The sequence below is a fragment of the Olsenella profusa DSM 13989 genome (assembly GCF_030811115.1).
GTDB classification, from domain to species: domain Bacteria; phylum Actinomycetota; class Coriobacteriia; order Coriobacteriales; family Atopobiaceae; genus Olsenella_F; species Olsenella_F profusa.
The window spans coordinates 2,109,379-2,131,232 of sequence record NZ_JAUSQK010000001.1; the positions used below are offsets into that span (position 1 = coordinate 2,109,379).

The window sequence follows — 21,854 nt, forward strand, 5'->3', positions numbered from 1 at the left end:
TAAGTTAAGACAAACAAAACTCGTCCGAGAACGCCCCACGGAAGGAGCCACGGATGAAGCAGCGCACAGAGAGCATGGCCAGCCACGTGCCCACCGCCGACATGGACAAGCTCAGGTTTGTCCTCGAGGTCAAGCGGGCATACAACGAGGGATCCATAACGCTCGAGGAGGGGCGCCGTCGTCTGCGCGAGAGGGTCGACTCCATCAAGCCCTACGAGGTTGCCCTCGCCGAGCAGGAGCTCGAGGAGTTCGAGGAGGGGCAGTGCCAGAAGGAGGACATCCAGGGCATGCTCGACCTCTTCGAGGGGCTCATCGACCGCTCCCGTCCAGATCTGCCGGCAGGCCACCCCATCGCCCGCTACTACGCCGAGAACGACGAGCTCGAGAAGATCTGCCTCTCCATAGAGGACCTCGTCCAGTACCCCGTCATCAAGAACCAGTGGCTCGAGATCTATGACCGCCTGCGCGCGTACAAGCGCCACCTCTCACGCAAGCAGAACCAGCTCTACTCCGTGCTCGAGCGCAAGGGCTTCGACCGCCCCACGACCACAATGTGGACGCTCGACGACTTTGTCTGGGACGAGATCGGCCAAGCACGCGAGCTCCTAGACGACGGCGACGAGGACGCGTTTGTGGCGATGCAGCCGACGCTCGTGGCCGACCTCCGTGACCTCATCTCCAAGGAGGAGAACGTCCTATACCCCACCTCGCTCATCATGCTCAGCGAGGATGAGCTCGCCCAGATGGACTCCGGTGACCGTGAGATCGGCTTTGCGTGGATCGATGCAGGCGAGAAGAGCCCGGAGCCGGCACGTCCTGCTCAGGCTGTCGACACGCCCACCGGCGGCGACCTCTCGCAGGACCTGCTGGCGCTCCTTGGCAGGCATGGCCTGGGCGGTGTGACACCCACGTCCAAGCTCCATGTGGCCGAGGGCTCGCTCACGCTCGAGCAGATCAACCTCATCTACCGGCACATGCCGGTCGACCTGTCCTATGTGGACGAGGACGAGCTCGTGTGTTTCTACACCGACACCAAGCACCGCGTCTTCCCACGCAGCAAGAACGTGATCGGCCGTGAGGTCATGAACTGCCACCCGCGCAAGTCTGCGCAGGTCGTCCGCGAGATCATCGACAAGTTCCGCGCTGGCGAGCAGGACAGGGCCGAGTTCTGGATCAACAAGCCCGACCTGTTCATCTACATCACCTACCTCGCGGTGAGGGACGAGCAGGGAAACTTCCGCGGCATCCTCGAGATGATGCAGGACGGCACGCACATCCGCAGCCTCGAGGGCTCGCGGACGCTGCTCACCTGGAGCGAGGAGGAGCATGGCAAGACGGGGGAGGAGGCACCCGCGCCCGAACCCGAGCCGTCGCCCTCGTCACCCTCCGCGTCCGTCGCCGCCATCAACGGAGACACGAGGCTCCAGGACCTCCTCACAAGTCATCCCTGGCTCAAGCAGGAGCTCCCGAAGGTGAACGGCAAGTTTGCTATGCTCAACTCGCCGCTGGCTCGCGTGGTGATTCCCAAGGCGACGGTAGGGATGATGTCAGAGCGCTCGGGCATGGGCATGGACGAGCTCATCAGTGCCATCGAGACCCTTATCCGGAAGCACGAGGGCAGCTAGGTAGGTGTGCGAGTAGCACGACGACCTTCTGCTCAATGCGACGAGATCCATAGTACAGACACTTTTCCAAAGTAGCTACACTTGATACTACATAGCTACTTATAGATAGAGGAAAGGTGCTGTCATGGGGGACACGCCGAAGCCCGTGGGAGTGCGGGAGGCAAAGAATCGCTTCAGCGAGCTGGCATCTCAGGTGAACGCGTCGGGTCATGCGCTCGTCGTGCTCAGGAACAACCGACCATGGGTGACCATACAGCCCGCAGATGCCGTATGCGCCGAGAGACGCGCACGCTTGGCGCGACTGCGTGCGCTCACTGATGCGATTGACCAGGGTATCGCGACAGAGCCAGAGTGGAATCCCCCACTCTCGGATCGCGACCTTCTGGGTGAGGAGAGGATGAGTCGTCTTGGATAGGGTGCTTCTGAACACCAATATCGTTCTTGACTATCTGAGCGCCCGACGGTGGAATCTCACCTGCAGCTTACCCTGGGAAGAGCCTCTCGAGCACCTGTAGCACGCCATCCTCGTCATTGGAGGGACAGGTTCTGTTCGCGACGGCCTTCACGTCGTCCGTGGCATTGTCCACGGCATAGCCAACGCCGGCATACCTAAGCATCTCGATATCATTGCCGCCGTCCCCAAAGGCGACAACCTGGCTGGCATCGATGCCCCAACGCGTTGCAAGGCGTTCCACCCCCGAGGCCTTGTGGCATCCAGGGATGATGATGTCGATGGAGCCATGTCCGGACGTGGTGGGAACCATAAGGCCGCCAAGCTCCCTGCTGAGCAGGTCGTGATAGGCCATGGTCTTCTCGTTGGGCACCTCGACGAAGAACTTGATGATGGCGTCGTCCACCGCGCGGAAGTCATCGACCCACTCAAGGTGGTGGTACCACGTCCACATGTAGTCGCGCCACGCCTGCGTCACGGCCCCGCGCTCCACGTAGGCGCTCCTCACTCCGCACATGACGCCGCGCGTCTCGTCATGGTGGTGAATCCAATCGATGACCGTCTTGGTGGCCTTGGGATCGACCTCTCCTATGAAGACCACCTCGGGACCATCTTTGACGAAGGAGCCGTTCTCAGCCACAAAGGCCAGCTCCTCGTCATAGCCAGGAAAGAAGTCCCTCAGCAGCCGATATTGGTTTGCCGCTCGCCACCACGAAGTGGCAGCCCACCTCCTGCATGCGGGCAAGGACGGGCCCGAAGCGATGCTCGTCGATCGTGGTGTCGCTTCTACAGAACGTGCCGTCCATGTCGACGGCCACCATCTTGACATTCGGCATGTGCACTCCCCTGCATGAGCCCTTTTTGTCTAGGTTAGCGTATCTGGCACGGTGGGACTTTGATGCAACGCCCTTTGACCTTGAGGAGGGCCATGCTGTGGGCGGGTGTGCGACCCAGCGCGCATGGCTCGCCCGACATGCGTTGGCGGAGGATCGGATGCGAGGCGATGCATCCGGATGATGACAAGAATGTGGGGTTGCCTACCAGAGTAGAAAGAGTTAAGTTACTAAAGGTTAACTATTGTGCCGGAAAGGAGCCGTGGCGCCATCGTCTGCAGGGGAGTGAACATGTCGGGAGCCAAGGGGAACAAGGACGGAACCATAGGACGTATCCTGGTGTTTGCGGGAACAAGGAGGCCACTGGTCATCATCGGATGCATGCTCGTTGCCGTGTCGATGGTGTTCACCATGATGCCCTACGTCTACATCTGGCTGGTGGTGCGCGACCTCGTCTCGGTGGCCCCCGACTGGGGGCGTGCCACCAGCATCGCTGGCTACGGCTGGTCGGCGTTCTGGTTCTCGGTCGTGGGCATCATGGTGTACTTCGCGGGCCTCATGTGCACGCACCTGGCAGCGTTTCGCATGCAGTCCAACGTGCGAAAGATGTGCACTGATCGGCTCATGCACGCCCCTCTCGGCTACTTTGACATGCATGCCTCGGGCCTGCTGCGCCGTCGCATCGACAAGATGAGCGCCAACATCGAGCAGCTCTGCGCACACAACCTCGCCGACATCTCGGGCACCGTGGTGATGTTCGTCGCCACCGTGGTGCTCCTCTTTGCCTATGACTGGCGCATGGGCCTTGCCTGCCTGCTGGCCGTGATCATATCGTTCGCGTGCATCTTCTCCATGATGGGGCCGGACAAGATGCAGTTCATGAGCGTGTACCAGGACGCCCTTGATGACATGAGCCACGCGACCACCGAGTACGTGCGTGGCATCCCCGTGGTGAAGGTATTCCAGCAGACGGCCCACTCCTTCAAGGCGCTCAAGGTCTCCATCGAGAGGTACGGCGATCTTGCCGACAAGTACCAGCGTACGGTCTGCGAGGTTCCCCAGAGCATCAACCTCACCTTCATCGAGGGGGCCTTCGTGTTCTTGCTCCCCGTCGTGATCCTGCTTGCACCCGGCGCGCTTGCTGCGGGCGACCTCGCCGGCCTTGTGACGGACTTCGCGTTCTACGCGATCTTCTCGGCCATCATATCGACGGCGCTCTCCAAGATCATGTTCGCCGGCGGCGGCATGATGCAGGCCAATGACGCCCTCAGGCGCATCGAGGAGGTCTTGGACGCGCCTCAGATGACGGTCGCCGACAACCCCCAGGCGCCCCAAGGCAATGACGTCGAGTTTCGTGACGTGCGCTTCACCTACGAGGGTGCGGGGCACCCCGCCCTCGATGGCGTCTCGTTCAGGGCCCCCGCCGGCTCCACGGTCGCGCTCGTTGGGCCGTCCGGTGGCGGCAAGACCACGGCCGCCAGCCTCGTCCCCCGCTTCTGGGATACCGACTCCGGGTCGGTGCTCGTTGGTGGCGTCGACGTGCGTGAGATGGACCCGCATGTGCTGATGGACAACGTGGCCTTCGTCTTCCAGAACAACCGGCTCTTCAAGTCCTCGATCCTTGATAACGTACGTGCCGCGCGCCCCGACGCGACGCGCGAGGAGATCGGCAAGGCGCTCTCGGCGGCCCAGTGCGACGACATCATCGCCAAGCTCCCCGACGGCGTCGACACGATCATCGGCACGAGGGGAACCTACCTCTCGGGTGGTGAGCAGCAGCGCATCATCCTTGCCCGAGCGATCCTCAAGGACGCCCCCATCGTCGTGCTCGACGAGGCCACGGCCTTTGCCGACCCGGAGAACGAGCGGCTCATCCAGAGGGCCTTCAAGCGCCTGGCACAGGGCCGCACGGTGATCATGGTCGCCCACCGGCTCACGACCGTCGTGGGTGCTGACAAGATCGTGGTCCTCGACCACGGGCATGTGGTCGAACAGGGATCGCATGAGGGGCTCGTCGCCTCAGGCGGTCTCTATGCGCGCATGTGGGCTGACTACCAGACGGCCGTCTCGTGGAAGATCTCGAAGGGGGTGGCCTAGATGTTTGGCGAGAGGTTCAAGAGGCGCTTCGCGCTTACCGACCAGGGCGTGACCAACGTGAAGAAGGGCGCGCTGTGGACCATCGCGGTCAACCTCATAGACTTCGCGGGCATCGTGTTCCTCTACCAGCTCATGGCGCAGCTCGTGATGGCGCTCACCGAGGGCGGGGAGCTACCGTCCATCCTGCCCTACGCAGCCCTGCTGGTCGCGTTCGTGGTGGTGTCGTTCCTCGCCCACAAGCAGCAGTACTTCAACACCTACGGCACGGTCTACCACGAAGTGGGAATGCTGCGCATCAGCCTTGCCGAGCGCCTGCGCAGGTTGCCGCTGTCCTTCTTCATGGGCCGCGACCTTGCCGACCTCTCCGAGACCATCATGGGCGACGTGGACGCCCTCGAACATGTGTGGTCGCATGTCCTGGGCTACCTCTACGGGGCCTACGTGTCGACGGCCATCGTGGCCGTGGGGCTGTTCGCGTTCGAGTGGCGCCTCGCCCTTGCGGTGCTCTGGAGCGTGCCCTTGGCATTTGGACTGCTCTTTGGCCTGCGTAGGGTGACGCTCGAGAGCCAGAGGGCGGCGCGTGCCGATTCCCTCGGGGTCTCCGACGCGATCCAGGAGACGCTCGAGAACGTCCGTGAGATCCGTGCCACCAATCAGGAGGAGCGCCATCTCGACGGGCTGCGTAAGAAGATCGATCATGCGGAGGCCAGCCAGACCGCAAGCGAGCTCAAGACGGGGCTCTCGGTCAACGCCGCGTCGGTGATCATGCGCATGGGCGTTGCCACCACCGTCGTCGCGGGGGCCGCCCTCATGCTCTCCGGTCAGATCGGCTTCATGGTCTACTTTGCCTTCCTGCTCACGGTCACGCGCATCTACGCACCCTTCGACCAGGCGCTCGCCCTCATCGCCGAGATGCTTGCGTCCGAGGTCGCGGCCTCGCGGCTCCAGTCCATCTACGACGAGCCCGTGGCGCGGGGGCAGGAGGCGTTCGCGCCCGCCGGTCACGACATCGTCTTCGATGACGTGGGCTTTGCCTACCAGGGCGAGCGCGTCCTCGACGGCGTGAGCTTCACGGCGAGGGAAGGTGAGGTGACGGCCCTCGTAGGTCCGTCGGGATCGGGCAAGTCGACCTGCGCATGCCTTGCGGCGCGCCTCTGGGATGCGAGCTCGGGCACGGTGCGCGTGGGCGGCGTCGACGTCTCGACAGTGGATCCCGAGGTCCTTCTCGCAGACTATGCCGTGGTCTTCCAGGACGTGACGCTCTTCGACGATACGGTCATGGCCAACATCCGTCTGGGTCGCAAGGATGCCACCGACGAGGAGGTCCTCGCTGCGGCACGCGCGGCCAACTGCGACGGCTTCGTCGGGCAGCTGCCCCAGGGCTACGACACCGTGATTGGCGAGAACGGCAGCCGTCTCTCTGGCGGAGAGCGCCAGCGCATCTCCATCGCGCGCGCTCTGCTGAAGGATGCGCCCATCGTCCTGATGGACGAGGCCACGGCCTCGCTTGACGTCGAGAACGAGACCCAGGTCCAGGAGGCTCTCACGAGGTTGCTCGTGGGCAAGACGGTCCTCGTGATCGCGCATCGCATGCGCACCGTGGAGAACGCCGACAAGGTCGTCGTGCTGGGCAAGGGCAGGGTCGTCGAGGAGGGCTCCCCCGCCGAGCTCAGGGCACGGGAGGACGGAATGTTTCGTCGCATGTCAGAGCTGCAGCAGCAGTCTGCGGGCTGGAGCATCTGACCGTCACGCCGTGGGTCGGCCGTTCGTCCCGTTCGTGGTCTGCCTCCCACTCGCCGACGCACCGGAAGGTGCAGGGGTAGATGGGGGAGAGCCATCAGGGGATATCGCAGCGAGGCTTCCATGGCGGATGCGACCAGCCCCTCCAGAACCTCATGACGATTCCAGTCACGGTCTCGAAATCGTCATCCTCTGCGGAGGGTCAGGGAACAACGGTGGCATAATGAGGTCGCATGCGGGCAGCGCCATGGCCCCACGGCGCCCCGTCGCCCTCCTCTGCCGGGCGATGCGGCGTCTCCATGCCAGCGAGGGCCTGAGGAGAGGAGGCCGGCGATGAGAAGACGTCTCGTCATCTACCTGGTGGTGACCTTCGGCCTCACCTGGGGGCTGTGGATTCCGGCGGGCATCGCCACCGGATCCTTTGCCCAGGGGCTGGGCTCGTCGGTCCTCATGGTGGCGCTCACGACTCTGGGGATGTTCTGTCCCCTGGTGGGCGCGCTCGCCGCCAACGCGGCGTGCGGGAGGGCCGAGCGCCTGGACTTGGGCCTGCGCCCCCAGATAGAGGGCCATGTGCGCCCCTATCTTGCGGCATGGTTCCTGCCGACGGTGGTCACCCTGGCGGGCTGCGTCGTGTTCTTTGCGGTCTACCCCCAGCTTTTCGACCCATCCGCCTCATACTTCGCCGAGGCCGCGCGGGCATCGGGCTACGCCGACGGCAGCCAGGTTCCGCTGCTGCTGGCCACGCAGCTGGCGACCACCATCCTCATCGCCCCCTTCATCAACATGATTCCCGCCCTTGGCGAGGAGGCAGGGTGGCGGGGCATGCTGTTCCCCACGCTGTGCGAGCGCCTGTCGTCACGTGCGGCCGCCCTGGTGGTGGGGGCCATCTGGGGGCTGTGGCATGCGCCCATCACCATGATGGGGCACAACTTTGGCATGGGCTATCCGGGCTTCCCCGTGCTGGGGATCCTCTCGATGGTCGTGTTCTGCACGAGCCTGTCGCTGTGCCTCTCGTACCTGCGCATGCGCACGGGAAGCGTGTGGTCGTGCGCCCTCGCCCACGGTGCGCTCAACGGGATCGCGGGCGTGGGGGTCTACTTCTGCCTGGACGGCGTCATCCTCACGGGACCATCGCCTGCCGGCATCGTCGCGGGCATCCCGCTCATGGCGTTGGCCGTCCTGTGCTGGACGAGGCTTGCCACCATCCACAATGAGGGCGGCTCCTCCCGTTCACATGCATGAGGGTGGGCCCCCTGTCCGCAGGTCCCTCCGCAGGGCCCATGGCATGCCGCATGCGTCCCCTCTCCTCGAAGGGTTGCGCACGCTCGGCGACTCCCTTCGCCCGCCCACCGGAATCTGGGAACATGGCCCCCAAGCTCGCGCATAACCCCCTCACTCCCTCCGCTCCCGGAAGCCGTCGTCGAGCAGCCCCAGCAGGCCGTCGCCCGGCCCGGCCTCGCGCAGCAGCTCCTCGACGCGCTCGCGCTGCCTGACCCTCGCCCCCGTGCGCGCCCTCGGGCTCGCGACGCGGGGCTGCGGGCCGAACGAGGCCTCGAGCTCGGCGCGGGGGACGTGCGGGGCGGCCGCGACGTCGGCGGCGAGCGCGGACGCCGGCGCGGGGCCCCTGTGGCAGTACCTCCAGCTGAACTCGTCGCACACGCCCTGCAGCCTCGCCCGCGACAGCCCGTGGAAGGTGCCGAGGGCGTACGCCTTGAAGTCCGATATCACGTGGTGCACGAGCGCGAGCGAGGAGGCCGGGTCCGACGCGTCGAACGGGCGCTGGTCGAGCCCCGGCCAGCCGCGCAGGCCGGCGGTGACGCCCTGCCACATGTCGGCGCGGACGTGCGAGAGCACCCCCACGTGCTCCTCGGCGAAGCGCGAGTACGCCCCGCCCGCCGCGTCGGGGACGACCCTGAGGGCGCACGTCCCGGGGCCGCCCCGGCCGCCGCGCGACACCGCGCAGATCATCGGCTGCCTGGTGGTCCCCCTGCCCACGGTCCCTGCGGCCGCGGCCCCCACGAAGAAGTCGTCCACCTCGGCCTCACCCGAGACCCGGCCGAAGGCGCCCCAATCCGGCGGACATCGCGCCGCGCAGCCTCAGGACCACGTATCGCGCGGTGGTCTCGCTCGTGCCCAGGGCGCGGGCCAGCTCGGCGGCCGAGACGCCCCTCTTCGAGCCGGCGACGAGCCGGAACGCCAGGAACCACTTCGGCAGCGGCAGCCTCGAGCCCTGCATCGGGGTCCCGGAGGTCACCGAGAACTGGAGCCTGCAGCGGGTGCACTGCCGCTTCCTCGGCCTGCCCGCTACGGGGCTGCACCTGCGGTTGCCGCACCTCGGGCAGACCCAGCCGCCCGGGAAGCGCAGCCGCATCAGCCCCTCCTCGCACGACGCCTCGTCCCCGTGCCTCGCGACCCAGGACAGGAGGTCCCCGCCGCCGCCGTCCGCCGCCGCCACCATCCGCGCGCTCATGCTCGTCATGCCGCCCAGCCCCTCTCGACGCCCTCGCCCTGCGGCACCGATTGTGCGACGGGGGCGCGACACAAATTAGCTGCCCTTATGCGCGAGCTTGGGAGCCATGTCTGGGAATACCTGGCGATGGGGGCAGTGCCGCCCTTTGTTCAGGCATGCGACGGAAGGGGTCGGTATGGGACGCAGGCCAATCAGGGTCGTCCAGTACGGTTGCGGGAAGATGGCGAGGCACACCCTTCGCTACCTCCACGAGCATGGGGCGCAGGTCGTCGGGGCCATCGACATCAACCCCACGGTCGTCGGCATGGATGCTGGCGACGTCGCGGGGCTTCCCATCAGGTTCGGTGTCAAGGTCAGCGATGATGCCGATCGCGTCCTGGACGAGAGCGCCCCCCACATCCGCGGTCATCGAGCTCTTCAGCCTCCTCACGGACATCGAGCCGATGGTCGAGAAGTGCGTGAGCCGCGGCATCAACGTCATCACCACCTGTGAGGAGTGCACCTTCCCCTGGACCACCTCCTCGGCCGCCACCAATCGCATCGATGCCATGGCCCGCCAGGCGGGCTGCACCGTGGTGGGAGCCGGCATGGAGGACGTCTTCTGGGTGCACATCGTGGGCCTCCTCGCCGGCGCCGTGAACCGCATGGAGCGCATCGAGGGTGCCGTGAGCTACAACGTGGAGGACTACGGCCTAGCGCTGGCGAAGGTGCACGGCGTGGGCCTCACCCCCGAGGAGTTCGAGCGGACGCTCGCCCATCCCGACGAGATCGTGCCCTCCTATGTGTGGAACTCCAACGAGGCGCTCGCACAGCACCTGGGACTCACCGTATCCCAGGTCGTACAGGAGAACGTTCCCTTTGTGGCCGAGGAGGACACCTACTCGGCCACCATGGGCGCCACCGTGCCCGCTGGCAAGGTCATCGGCATGAACACGCGCGTCACCACCAAGACCTACCAGGGCATAGACATCGTCACCTCGCAGATTGGCAAGGTGTATGGGCCCGATGACGGCGACCTCTGCGACTGGAAGATAACGGGCGAGCCCGACACCGTCTTCCATGTGGAGAAGCCTGCGACGGTCGAGCACACGTGCGCCACCATCGTCAATCGCATCCCCACGGTGCTCGATGCGCCCGCCGGGTACCACACCTTCGACGAGCTCGAGCCGCTTCGCTACCTCACGCAGCCGATGATGGTCGACGAGGTCAAGGGGTAGGTCCTCGAATCTCACGCGGGTCACTGCCCCGGTGCCAGCCAGTGCCGAGGCAGGTCGCATGCCCGATCCCCGGCAAGGCGCGGGTTGGAGCGCTGGATGCTCGCCGCCCCTGCATCGTGTGCCGTGCCTGACCCTACAGGCTGTCTCCCCAGCCAAGGGTGGGAGGGTTGGACGTTGGGCCCTCGGATGGTGGGGTGGGGCTCGAGGAGTCGTCAGATGGCAGGGCAGTGGAAGGCGTGACCGCCGCCTCCGACGGGATGGGCGATGCGGGGTTCGTGGTGCTCGTCGTTGTCACCTCGCGACGGACCTCTCGTCCGTCGCTCGTGTGCGTTGTCGTCGTGGTGGTCGTCGTGATGACCTGCCCACCACTGAGAGGCTGGCTGCCCATCTGCGCACATCCCTGGTGAAGCATCTGGTCGACCGACTGGTTGAGCTCCTTTTCGGAGCGCTCCCAGGATGCTCCCCTTCGGAAGACGATAACGAGGAGCACGACGCCAACGGCGAGGAAGACACCGCCGATGGCTCCGGGCATCACCAGGGGGAACATGAGTCCCCACGTTGGTATGACCTCCCCTGGGTTGTCTGGATTGATCAGAAGCTCGACCTGTTGTCCCTCATACATGTCTAACGAGGTGTAAGGCAGCATGATGTGATCATATTCCTGGCCCTTGTACTCATAGCTCACGTATACGTTGGAGCGGGTTTCGCGTGTCGTGCGTGATCCGCTATGGTTATAGGAGTCATAGGTGTATACGCTGTCTATCGTTGCCATGACCTTCTCGCCTGCGGCAAAGTCCCTCTGGGATCGAACATAGAGGAAGATTCCCGCTGCGAGGACGATTGCCCCGATGACGGAGAAGATGACTCCAAGTAGCCTGCATACCTTCTTTGCGAACATCGTGCACCTCCATGAACCGTCCCCCACACGGTGCGGTCCGCGTGGGGGAGCAATGTTTTCCAGTCCAGTACGTAGGGTAGTCCCCTCATGCCAAAAAGGCAAAGGGTTCCGACCATGGCACACCGATGCCCGTGGTGGTGGTCACGGGCGATGGGGGCGGTGGGCCAGGCGCCGCACGCACATGACCGAGCACGCATAGCCTGCGATGACGGCGGCAAGCAGCCCGACGTAGAGGGCCGGCGGCGGGGAGAAGCCCAGGACACCAGCCAGTGGCGTGAACGGGATGACGGTCGCCAAGGCGACCGCCGCGGCACTGAGGGCGATGACGGGCGCGGCGGCGCGGCTCTGGACGAAGGGCATCCTCCTCGTGCGGATAAGGTGCACGAAGAGCACCTGCGACCACATGCTCTGGACGAACCACCCGGTCTGGAAGGTGGCCACGAAGAGCACCTGGCCATCGGGGCCGAGCGTCCCCCAGGCACCGCCGCAGACGGCCGGGCACACCACAAAGAAGAGCAGCGCATAGGTGAGCAGGTCGAACAGCGAGCTGATCGGTCCCAGCTGCAGCATGGTGCGCCGGATGGCCCGTGTGCTCCAGCTGCAGGGTGCCCGCACGAGCTCGTCATCCACGCCGTCCCAGGGAATCGCCGTGCACGAGATGTCGTAGATGAGGTTGAGCAGCAGCAGCTGGACGGCCGTCATGGGCAGGAAGGGCAGGAAGGCGGCGGCCACCAGCACCGAGAAGATGTTGCCAAAGTTGGAGCTCACGGTCATCTCGACGTACTTGAGCATGTTCTGGAAGGAGCGCCGCCCGCACTCGATGCCATGCTCCAACACCATGAGGTCCTTCTCGAGCAGGATGATGTCGGCTGACTCGCGCGCGACGTCGACGGCGGTGTCGACGGAGACGCCGCAATCGCTCTCCCGCATGGCCGCGGCATCGTTGACGCCGTCGCCCATGAACCCCACCGTATGGCCACGGCTGCGCAGGGCATGCACGACGCGTGCCTTCTGCGCGGGGGAGAGCTTGGCAAAGACCGTGGCACCCTGGGCCGTCTGCGCCAGGGCGTCGTCATCCAGGCCCTCCACATCCGCGCCCGTGAGGGTTCCCTTGAGGGGGATGTCGAGCTCCTGGCACACGTGGACGGCCACGCGTGCGGAATCCCCCGTGAGGACCTTGGTCTCCACGCCATGGGCGGCAAGCGCGGCGATGGCGTCGGCGGCGGAGAGCTTGGGCGGATCCATGAAGGCCAGGGAGCCCACGAAGGTCATGTCGTGCTCGTCCTCCGCCGTCAGCGCTCCCACGTCGGCCGGGTCATCCAGCAGCGCCACGCCGAGGACGCGCATGCCCTGGTCGGCCAGCTGCTGCGCCTTCGTCGTGAGGTCGTCGCGCAGCTGGGGCGTGAGCGGGCGAGGCGCATCGCCCACCTCCACCATGCTGCAGATGCCGAGGACCTCTGCCAGGGCCCCCTTGGTGACCATGTGCGTCCCTCCTGCGCCGTCCTCCAGGACCACGCTCACCCGGCGGCGCTCGAAGTCGAAGGGGAGCTCGTCGACGCGCTTCCATCCATCAGCCAGGCCATCCATCCAGCCCTCCGCGCGCCTGATGATGGCCCCGTCGATGAGGTTGCGCAGCCCCGTCTCGAAGTGGCTGTTGAGGAAAGCGTAGCGTAGGACCCGCGGGCTCTCGGTTCCCTGTGGGTCGAGATGGTGTACCAGTTCGGCACGGTTCTCGGTGAGGGTGCCCGTCTTGTCGGTGCAGAGGATGTCGATGGCACCCAGGTCACAGATGGAGTCCAGCCGCTTGGTGATCACGCGCTCGTGGCTCATGTCCACGGCGCCCTTGCCCAGGCAGGTCGTCACGAGCATGGGAAGCATCTCGGGCGTGAGGCCCACGGCGACCGAGAGCGAGAACAGCAGGGCATCGAACCAGCTGCCCTTGGTGAGGCAGTTGAGGGCAAAGACGATGGGGACCATCGTGAGCATGATGCGCACGAGGAGCCGAGACGTCTCGCTCACGCCCTCGTCAAAGGCCGTGACCTTCTCTGTTCCCCCCGTGAGGGCGGCGCTCACCTCCCCCATGAGCGTGCGCGAGCCCGTCGCCACGACGATGCCCTCGCCCGCGCCTGAGACGACGGTGGTTCCCATGAAGGCGAGGTCGGCCAGGTCGGTGACGGCATCATCGGCGGTGGGGGCCCTGTCCGCGGACATCGAGAACTTCTCCACGGGCTGGGATTCGCCCGTGAGCGCCGCCTGGTTCACGAAGAGGTCGCGTGCCGCAACGATGCGGAGCTCGGCGGGAACGAGGTCCCCGGGGCCAAGCTGTACGACATCACCCACCACCACCTCGCCGAGCGGGACCTCCGTGCGCCCGCCGCCCCCACGCCGCACGGTGCAGGTGGTCGTGATCATGTTGGCGAGGGCATCGGAGGCATGGGCGCTGCGCTCATCCTGGATGAAGCGCAGCGTTCCCGAGATGAGCACGATGCCGCAGATGATGAGGGGCATGGAGGCGTCGCGCCCCTCCGGCGCCGGGAGGATGCAGCCCGTGAGGGCCGATACGATGGCGATGCCAACGAGGATGTAGGTGAAGGGGTCCGCAAAGGACGAGAGGAGGCGCCTGATGGGGGAGGGCCGCCTGATGCGCCTCGGGGCATTGGCGCCGTGCCGTGCGCGCGAAGCCTCGACCTCCGCGCCCGTGAGCCCATCGGGCCTGGTGCCGAGTTCGCGATAGGCCTCGTCACGTGACAGCGCCGCCATGTGACGCAGCCACGCCCCACGGTGCGCGTCACACCCTTGCGAGGGGATGTCCCTCTCCATGGCATGGCCTCCCACCTCCGATGCGGAGCGCCTCACTGCCGTCCGCATGGTACCCATCCCCCTGTGCCAACCGTAGCGAAGCCATCCCCTCCCTGCACGCGGCGGACGGTATGCGGACATGGCTAGAGAAGGGCCGCTGCGATGCTGATGGCGCCGACAAGGGCGAGCGGAATGCAGCCATCAATGAAGGACGGCAGGGGCTTGAGCTGGTAGTAGAGCATGTAGCAGACGAGGCTGCCTATGAAGCCCGCCATCGCGCCCACTGCGATGACGACCGGGAGGCCTGGCATGCCTGCCTGCGAGAGGGCAACGGCGACGAACAGCTCCATGGCGAGCCAGGCAACGAAGAGGAGCAGCTCGGTCGTAGGCTGACGCTCGAACATCTTCCAGGTGATGACGAGGAGGACGATGTAGAGCAGGGCTGCCGACGCAACGGTCACGACGGTCGCGGGCGTCGCATCCCTGAAGAGGCTGACGGCCCCACCGCATATGCGCGTGGTCCCAAACGCGGCAGCGATGACGGCTCCGATGATGGCGGCGATGCCCAGCGTGTGCAGCGGCCCCTCAGCACTGCCGCCCGAGACCTTGGGCCAGAAGAAGATGACCCACCACACGAGGTAGAGAAAACAGCACACGGCCATCAGGAGATGCCCAGAACGTATGTGCTCCAACGCGGTCGTCTCCATCGCACGCCTCCTGAGGCCAGTATAGGGGCTGGGGCGCAGGATATCCCGTCGGACGCCATGGCCGGTGGACGTTCGGACTATTCATTGGGCCACCGGTATCGCGGATGCTGATCAGTAGTATGAAGATTATTTTGATTAATCAGAATAATCAATCAAATATGGGTACTATGACAGTATGACAGTAGGCAACGACAGAGGAGGCAGTCATGACGTACGCAACTCACCATCATCGCCATGGGACGGGGCCGAGGGAAGGCAGGGGCCAGCACGGCCATGGGTGCTTTGGGCCACATGGGCCCCATGGGAGCCACATCATGGGTACCGTCACGGTCGATGGGCGCGGACAGCTCGTCATCCCGCGCGAGGCACGTGATGCGCTCGACATCCAGGCTGGGGATCGCTTCGTCGTCTTTGGCAATACGCACCGCAGGTCGTTGAGCCTTGTGAGCGCCGACTACTTCGACGGCTTTGCCGACATGCTCATGTCCCGCTCGAGCCAGCTGGAGAAGCTCGCCCGTGATCTCCGCGGCATGTCCGACGAGGCGGATGCCTGGGATGACGAGCAGCCAGAGGAGGGCGAGGAGCCACACGGCGGGGCAGTGGCCAAGGCGCCCGGCGCCGATGAGGCCTCGAAGCGCGCGTCAGATGCGGACAAGCCGGGGGAGTAGCCATGGACAGAGGCCGCTATGGACGCGTCGTGCGTCTCTTCACGCGCTTTGGCCTGGAGCTCTGGTGGCTCGATACGGGCAAGCGCCTTCGCTCGGCAGACAGGCAGAGGAGGCTCGAGCACAGGGTCTACGTGCGCCAGGCACGGCAGTTCAGGGAGACTGCCGAGCGGCTCGGTGGGCTCATCATCAAGCTCGGCCAATACCTGAGCGTTCGCGTCGACATGCTGCCGCGCGAGTACACCGATGAGCTGAGCACGCTTCAGGACAGCGTTCCACCGGTGCCCTATGGGGACATCGCTGGCGTATTCGAGGAGAGCTCCGGGACGACGGTCGACGAGGCCTTCGCGACGTTCGAGCGTGAGCCCCTAGCCGCCGCCTCGCTCGGGCAGGTGCATGGGGCAACGCTCGCCTCCGGCCGGCGCGTGGCCGTCAAGATACTGCGACCGCACATCGCGGAGACGATCGAGACGGATCTCGCCGCCCTCAAGACGATCTTTGGGATGGCACAGCGCCACACGAAGCTGGGCGCCACCATCGACTTCGATCAGCTCTATGCCGAGTTCGAGCGCACGGTCTCGGCAGAGCTCGACCTCATGCGCGAGGGCAAAAGCGCCGAGGCCGTGAGGGACAACCTGCGCGACTTCCCCAACGTCGCCATACCAGACATCCAGTGGGAGCAGTCGTCCTCCAAGGTCCTGACCATGGAGTACATGGAGGGCGTCAGCATCTCCGACATCACCGCCCTGGACGCCCTGGGCGTCGACCGTGCACAGCTTGCGACGGACCTCATTGACGTCTTCGCCGAGATGATCCTCTACAACGGCCTCTTTCACGCGGACCCTCACCCCGGCAACGTCCACGTGCGTAGCGACGGCACGATCGTGCTGCTCGACTTTGGGATGATGGGCTCGATTACCGACGACATGCGCGATGGCTTCATGGGGGTGGTCACGGCCCTCTTCTCGCGTGACGCATCATCGCTGGTCGAGCGGCTGGGCGCGCTTGGCTTCATCCGTTCCGGCACCGACACCGAGGGCTTCGTCAAGGCCGTCTCGGTGCTGCTCGGCCGCCTTGACATGGATGACCCCGCCAAGGCTCTCTCTGCCCTCGAGAACTATACCGACGAACTGCGCGACTTCATGTACGAGCAACCGTTCCAGCTGCCCGCCAACGTGGCGTTTCTGGGCAAGGCGGTGGCAACCGTCGCGGGCATCTGCCAGGGACTCAATCCCGACATCGACTTCGTTGCCGAGCTCACGCCCTTGGCTGAGGACCTGCTGGGTGGAGGGGAGAGGGGAGGTCCTTCCGATCTATCTTCCCGACTCAAGGATATGGGCAAGGATGCCATACCAGCCCTAGGGCAGCTTCCCGGCCTCATCGAGCGGGCATCCTCGGGCAAGCTGGCCGTTCGGCTCTCGAGGTCCCAAGAGGCCCGTCTCGTGGAGGCCCAGCACCGCAGCTCCGACCGCATGGTACGGGGTCTGCTGGGGATGGCGCTCTTCGTACCTGGCACACTCGGCGGGATGACCGCGGGCTGGTCACTTCCTGCCATCGTGCTGTCCGCATCAGGCCTTCTGCTCATGCTCCGTCAGGCGTACTTCGTCGGACGCGGGGAGATGCGGGGGCATCCTCCGATGCTGAGGCATGGCGGCCCATAGGCTGCCCGTATGGGCACAGGTGGCAAGGCCTGGACATATCCTTTGGAGGAATCGGTGTCCCGTGCTTGTCCCGCAGGGCGCTGCTATCATGGAGTAAGTTAGCTATAGTTAATTAATTTCATGATGGAGGGTAACATGACAGGACCTCTGCGACCGGACTACAGGAACTGGGTGCCCAAGGGCATGCTCTGGGGCATCGGGATGACGGCGTTGGTTAGCCTTGTCCTGCTCATCGTTGTTGAGATCACTGGTCTGGGACCCTCTGGGGTCATGCACATGGCACTTGCAGTGGCCTTGGCCCTTGCCGCCCTTATCTGCCTCTACGGGTTCATCGTTCTCAGCAGGATGTACCGCGCCTTCGATTACAGCGGCACACGCCAGATGGCGCGGCAGATCATAGAGGGTACGGCCGGACAGCTGCGCATCGTGGACGGTGGCGTGGGGCTCGACGTGGGATGCGGCTCAGGAGCCCTCACCATAGCCGTGGCGAAGCGCAACCCTCGGGCGCGAATGGTGGGGCTGGACCGCTGGGGAAGGGACTATGCCTCGTTCAGCAGGCGGCTCTGCGAGGACAACGCACGGGCGGAGGGCGTTGAAGACAACACGGAGTTCGTGGAGGGCGACGCCATACACCTCGACTTCCCCGATGGGAGCTTCGATGCCGTGACCAGCAATTACTGCTACCACAACATAACGGGCGCGGATAAGCAGGCGCTCCTGCGCGAGACCTTGCGCGTGCTCAAGAAGGGTGGTACCTTCGCCATCCACGACATCATGTCCCCGCGCCGCTATGGAGACATGCATGCCTTCGTGCACAGTCTGCGCGCGGCAGGCTACGAGGAGATCCATCTCGTGGACACCACCCGAGGCATGTTCATGACGCCCAGGGAGGCAAGGTCCCTCTCCCTCGTGGGGTCGTCCCTGCTGGTAGGCAGGAAATAGGGGGGCGCGGCACTGCAGCGCGACCTCGTGCTCGTCGCTTTCCTTCTGTTTGCTTTGCGCCATGTGAATCAACCTCCCGTGATGGGGGATAATCAAGAGGTTGTCCAGCCTTTACAGCTTTGGGAGACCCCTCTATGGCGTCCATGAACGAGAAGGACTACTACGCGATCCTTGGCGTTGACAAGAGTGCATCCAAGGATGACATCCGCCGCGCCTTCCAGCAGAAGGCACGCAAGCTCCATCCGGACGTCAACAAGGCACCGGATGCCGAGGAGCGCTTCAAGGAGGTCTCCGAAGCCTACGCCGTCCTGTCCGATGACGACAAGCGCCGCCGCTATGATGCCATGCGTTCCGGTGCTTCCTTTGGCTATGGGGCCGGTGCGCCACCTCAGGACCCACGAACCTATGGGGGCGATGTGTGGGGATCGCCCTTTGGCTGGGGCTTCCCCTTCGATGGCTTTGGAGGCCGGGCAGGTCGGACGGTCCGCTCACGCTCCTACAACCCCAAGGCCGGTGCCGATGTCATCTACGAGGTGGAGCTCGACCAGGAGGCGGCACGGGAGGGCTGTACGCGTGGCGTCACCTACCAGCGCTATGTGAGCTGCGATGCCTGTGCGGGTCAGGGCTCCGTGCACCGCGAGCATGCCGAGACCTGCCCCACCTGCGGAGGCACGGGCCACATGTCCGTGGACCTCACGGGACTCTTCGGCATCGGCATGTTCGAGATGGAATGCCCCGAGTGCGAGGGCACGGGCAAGGTGGTCATCGATCCCTGCCCGACCTGCGGGGGCAGCGGTCGCGTGCTCTCTGCGAGCGAGGTGGTGGTCACGATTCCCGCCCACGCGCACGATGGCGACGAGGTGCGCGTGTCAGGCATGGGCAATGCGGGCACCAACGGCAGCGAGGCGGGCGACTTCGTGTGCCGCGTGAGCGTGGCGGGGGAGCGCGTGACACCCCGACAGCAGTTTGGCTTCTCCACGCTGGGGTTCGCACTGCCCTTCATCCTACTGGGCCTCATCTTCAATGACCTTGCGTCCATGGCTGGCATCATCGTGGTGCTGCTGCTCTTGGGAAGCTGGTTTGCCTTCCGCGAGGGGGTCAGGCACCCTAAGAGATGGTGGCAGCAGGGCTCGCGTGCCATGGCCGGAGGTGCAACCAACGCGATCTTCTTTGCGCTGCTGTTCGAGTGGATGCAGGGGTGCGTCTCCATGGGCTATTCCGGTTACACCGGCAGATAGGGTGAGCCATGGTGGCGCGTGGCAGTGGATGTACGTTGACGTTTGCTTGGGAGATTGGTGAGATTGGCAGCATCTGAGACTGACTACTACGACATCTTGGGCGTCGACCGTTCGGCTGACGCCAAGACGATAAAGCGCGCCTTCTTGAGAAAGGCGCGCCAGCTGCATCCTGACGTGAGTGACGACCCTCATGCCGAGGAGAAGTTCAAGCAGGTCAACGAGGCATATGCCGTCCTGTCCGACGAGCGCAAGCGTGCCAACTACGATCGATATGGCACCGCCGAGGGCCCCGGCGGCTTTGGGGCCGACTATGTGGACATGTCAGACATCTTTGGTGGCGGCTTTGGCATCAACGACATCTTTGACTCATTCTTTGGGGGCCGGGGTGGCTCCTCGGGGCAGCGCAACGGGCGCACGCAGGGCCGCAACATGGGCATCACGCTGCACATCACCCTCGAGGAGGCGGCGGCGGGCTGCACCAAGACCATCTCCTACGAGCGCCTTGCCCCCTGTGACGACTGCGGTGGTACGGGCGCTGCCGAGGGCGGCCACCAGGCCACCTGCAAGCGCTGCGGCGGCACCGGTCGCGTGGTCGAGGTCCAACGCACCATCTTTGGGCAGATGCAGTCACAGAGCGTGTGTCCCGACTGCGGTGGCACCGGCCAGGTGATCGACAAGCCCTGCGAGACCTGCGACGGCCAAGGTCGCACGCCCTCGCGCGAGACCGTGGAGGTCAAGGTGCCCGCAGGCGTGCATGCGGGACAATCGCTCTCGCTTACGGGCAGGGGCGAGGCAGGCGTACGGGGTGCCACGTCCGGTGACCTCGTGGTCTCCATTGACGTCGAGCAGCATGCCACGTTCGAGCGTCAGGGCGATGACCTCTTCTGCAGGGTGACGGTCGATTCCCTCGAAGCCGTCGTGGGAACCACCGTGAGCGTTCGCGGCATTCTGGCGGACGAGGTCGTGGAGGTCGCCATTCCGGGAGGCACGCAGTACGGGGAACAGATTCGCGTGGAGGGGCGCGGGATGCCCCGTCTGGGTTCCAATGCCCGTGGCAACCTGTTCTGCATCGTGCAGGTGAGCACGCCCCAGGACCTTACGCGCGAGGAGCGCGACGCCATCGCGCGGATGGTGGACGTCCGCAGGGGCAGGAGTGCGGGTGGGGCGTCGGGTCCTGACGCCCGGGCGGGCGAGCGGCGTGGCAACCGGGCGTGGCGCCGCGGGAGGAAGTGTTCGTGAGCGGTGGTTCCGTCGCCTTCGTCAACCTAGGCTGTCGCGTCAACCGCGTGGAGCTCGACGACATCGCGGCGCGGCTCGAGGCCGCTGGGCTTGTCCCCACCGCACCCGCGGCCGCGGACGCCATCGTGGTCAACAGCTGTGCCGTGACGGGCGAGGCCGAAGCAAAGACGCGCAAGACGGTGCGTCGCATGGCGACGCTCGCACAGGCGCCCGAGGTCATCGTCACAGGCTGCGTTGCCAGCCTCTTTGCGTCGGAGCTCTCGGACCTCGCCACCAACGTGACCGTCGAGGCGGACAAGTCGTTGGTGGCAGGGCGCGTCATCTCGCTGGTGGGCCAAGGGGGTGGCGTACCGTCTGCCTGCGAGGGCGTGACGCCCACGGGGCGCACGAGGTCCGCGATCAAGATCCAGGACGGTTGTGACAACCGCTGTAGCTACTGCATCGTATGGAAGGCACGGGGCAGAGGCCGTTCGCTCCCGGCGGTCGAGGTGCTGAGCCGTCTGGACGAGACCTGCGGGCGAGGGGCGCGGGAGGTCGTGCTCACGGGCATCAACATCGGCCGCTATCGGGACGGTGGGCTCGACCTTGCGGGGCTTCTCGACCTCGTCATGGCGCGTTCGGACGTGGGGCGCGTGCGCATCGGCTCCATCGAGCCGCCCGACGTGACGGAGCGGCTGGTGGACGCCATGGCACGCCACGGCGGGCGCGTGGCCCCCTTCCTGCACGTGTGCCTGCAGTCGGGATCGGATGCCACGCTCAGGCGCATGTGCCGGGCCTACGATACGGCGGCGTATCGCCAGGTCGTGGCATACGCACGCGATCGACTGCCCAAGCTCTCGCTGGGGACGGACCTCATCGTGGGCTTTCCTGGCGAGACCGAGGGCGAGTTCGAGGAGAGCCTGGCCTTCTGCGAGGAGATGGCCTTCTCGCACATGCACGTGTTCCGCTACTCCAGGCGTCCCGGCACACCCGCCGCCACGGCGCCCGGACAGGTCGACCCCCGGGAGATGGCACGACGGAGCCGTCGCATGCGGGAGCTGGCCCGTCGCATGCGCCAGTCGGAGGCCGAGCGCATGGTGGGATCCGAGCAGCTGGTCCTTGTGGAGCGCGCGGGCCGCGGTGTGACGGACGGCCTCTTTGACCTGCACCTTGATCCCTCGATACCCGTGGGATCCCTCGTGCGGGCGTGCGTCCGCTCCGTCTTGGATGACGCGAGCCTGCTCGGCAGGCTATCATGAGGGGCACAGACGCTCGTGCGAGAAGGGACCACAC

19 protein-coding genes are annotated in these 21,854 nt (G+C 65.4%); 12 read left to right on the forward strand and 7 right to left on the reverse strand.

Annotated elements, in window-relative coordinates:
• The first annotated feature begins 53 nt into the window (after positions 1-53).
• Positions 54-1,625, forward strand: a complete 1,572-nt coding sequence (locus tag J2S71_RS09775; protein WP_307391320.1) for a DUF438 domain-containing protein — start codon at positions 54-56, stop codon at positions 1,623-1,625.
• Between the two features lie 124 nt (positions 1,626-1,749).
• Positions 1,750-2,040: a type II toxin-antitoxin system Phd/YefM family antitoxin gene (locus J2S71_RS09780; RefSeq protein WP_021726945.1), complete on the forward strand. Its 291-nt coding sequence runs from the start codon at positions 1,750-1,752 to the stop codon at positions 2,038-2,040.
• Between the two features lie 67 nt (positions 2,041-2,107).
• On the opposite strand, the gene J2S71_RS09785 is transcribed toward J2S71_RS09780, so the two are convergent.
• Entirely contained in the window at positions 2,108-2,716 is a 609-nt protein-coding gene (locus tag J2S71_RS09785) for an HAD hydrolase family protein (RefSeq protein ID WP_021727029.1), read from the reverse strand.
• A gap of 16 nt (positions 2,717-2,732) precedes the next feature.
• Positions 2,733-2,912, reverse strand: a complete 180-nt coding sequence (locus J2S71_RS09790) for an HAD hydrolase family protein (protein WP_021726981.1) — start codon at positions 2,910-2,912, stop codon at positions 2,733-2,735.
• A 288-nt stretch (positions 2,913-3,200) separates the two neighbouring features.
• Here J2S71_RS09790 and J2S71_RS09795 point away from each other — a divergent pair, with 288 nt between their 5' ends.
• The 3 genes from J2S71_RS09795 (at position 3,201) to J2S71_RS09805 (ending at position 7,988) form a co-directional block, all read left to right on the forward strand.
• Entirely contained in the window at positions 3,201-5,006 is a 1,806-nt protein-coding gene (locus J2S71_RS09795; RefSeq protein WP_307391326.1) for an ABC transporter ATP-binding protein, read from the forward strand.
• Complete coding sequence (locus J2S71_RS09800; RefSeq protein ID WP_307391330.1) at positions 5,007-6,749, forward strand: ABC transporter ATP-binding protein; 1,743 nt, start codon at positions 5,007-5,009, stop codon at positions 6,747-6,749.
• A gap of 330 nt (positions 6,750-7,079) precedes the next feature.
• A complete protein-coding gene (locus J2S71_RS09805; RefSeq protein ID WP_307391333.1) occupies positions 7,080-7,988 on the forward strand; it encodes a CPBP family intramembrane glutamic endopeptidase in 909 nt (302 codons plus the stop codon).
• A 150-nt stretch (positions 7,989-8,138) separates the two neighbouring features.
• Here the strand turns inward: J2S71_RS09805 and J2S71_RS09810 are convergent, their stop codons facing one another.
• A complete protein-coding gene (locus J2S71_RS09810) occupies positions 8,139-8,780 on the reverse strand; it encodes a transposase (RefSeq protein WP_307389112.1) in 642 nt (213 codons plus the stop codon).
• A gap of 7 nt (positions 8,781-8,787) precedes the next feature.
• Positions 8,788-9,225 (reverse strand): transposase, encoded by a 438-nt coding sequence (locus J2S71_RS09815; RefSeq protein ID WP_307389114.1) that lies wholly within the window; start codon positions 9,223-9,225, stop codon positions 8,788-8,790.
• Positions 9,226-9,575: 350 nt separating this feature from the next.
• On the opposite strand from J2S71_RS09815, the gene J2S71_RS09820 reads away from it, so the two are divergent.
• The gene (locus J2S71_RS09820) at positions 9,576-10,433 is read left to right on the forward strand and encodes an NAD(P)H-dependent amine dehydrogenase family protein (RefSeq protein ID WP_307391337.1); all 858 of its coding nucleotides are present in this window, start codon (positions 9,576-9,578) and stop codon (positions 10,431-10,433) included.
• 133 nt (positions 10,434-10,566) lie between these two features.
• Here J2S71_RS09820 and J2S71_RS09825 read toward each other — a convergent pair whose 3' ends face one another.
• From J2S71_RS09825 to J2S71_RS09835, 3 genes are all read right to left on the reverse strand, one after another.
• Positions 10,567-11,331, reverse strand: coding sequence for a DUF3592 domain-containing protein (locus tag J2S71_RS09825; RefSeq protein WP_307391340.1), 765 nt, complete (start codon positions 11,329-11,331; stop codon positions 10,567-10,569).
• Between the two features lie 141 nt (positions 11,332-11,472).
• Complete coding sequence (gene mgtA, locus J2S71_RS09830; protein ID WP_307391343.1) at positions 11,473-14,208, reverse strand: magnesium-translocating P-type ATPase; 2,736 nt, start codon at positions 14,206-14,208, stop codon at positions 11,473-11,475.
• 65 nt (positions 14,209-14,273) lie between these two features.
• Positions 14,274-14,837 carry a hypothetical protein gene (locus J2S71_RS09835; protein ID WP_021726941.1) on the reverse strand — a complete coding sequence of 188 codons (564 nt, stop codon included), beginning with the start codon at positions 14,835-14,837 and terminating at the stop codon, positions 14,274-14,276.
• Positions 14,838-15,151: 314 nt separating this feature from the next.
• Between J2S71_RS09835 and J2S71_RS09840 the strand changes: the two genes are divergently transcribed.
• The 6 genes from J2S71_RS09840 (at position 15,152) to J2S71_RS09865 (ending at position 21,820) form a co-directional block, all read left to right on the forward strand.
• Positions 15,152-15,505 (forward strand): AbrB/MazE/SpoVT family DNA-binding domain-containing protein, encoded by a 354-nt coding sequence (locus J2S71_RS09840; protein ID WP_307391347.1) that lies wholly within the window; start codon positions 15,152-15,154, stop codon positions 15,503-15,505.
• A 2-nt stretch (positions 15,506-15,507) separates the two neighbouring features.
• Positions 15,508-17,163, forward strand: a complete 1,656-nt coding sequence (locus J2S71_RS09845; protein WP_307391350.1) for an ABC1 kinase family protein — start codon at positions 15,508-15,510, stop codon at positions 17,161-17,163.
• A gap of 135 nt (positions 17,164-17,298) precedes the next feature.
• Positions 17,299-18,105 carry a class I SAM-dependent methyltransferase gene (locus tag J2S71_RS09850; protein WP_307391354.1) on the forward strand — a complete coding sequence of 269 codons (807 nt, stop codon included), beginning with the start codon at positions 17,299-17,301 and terminating at the stop codon, positions 18,103-18,105.
• A gap of 134 nt (positions 18,106-18,239) precedes the next feature.
• On the forward strand, positions 18,240-19,343 hold the full coding sequence (locus J2S71_RS09855) for a DnaJ domain-containing protein (RefSeq protein WP_021727000.1): 1,104 nt from the start codon (positions 18,240-18,242) through the stop codon (positions 19,341-19,343).
• A gap of 63 nt (positions 19,344-19,406) precedes the next feature.
• The gene (gene dnaJ, locus J2S71_RS09860) at positions 19,407-20,582 is read left to right on the forward strand and encodes a molecular chaperone DnaJ (protein WP_307391361.1); all 1,176 of its coding nucleotides are present in this window, start codon (positions 19,407-19,409) and stop codon (positions 20,580-20,582) included.
• The gene (locus J2S71_RS09865) at positions 20,579-21,820 is read left to right on the forward strand and encodes a MiaB/RimO family radical SAM methylthiotransferase (RefSeq protein ID WP_307391364.1); all 1,242 of its coding nucleotides are present in this window, start codon (positions 20,579-20,581) and stop codon (positions 21,818-21,820) included. Before dnaJ ends, J2S71_RS09865 begins: the two co-directional genes overlap by 4 nt.
• Positions 21,821-21,854: the final 34 nt, after the last annotated feature.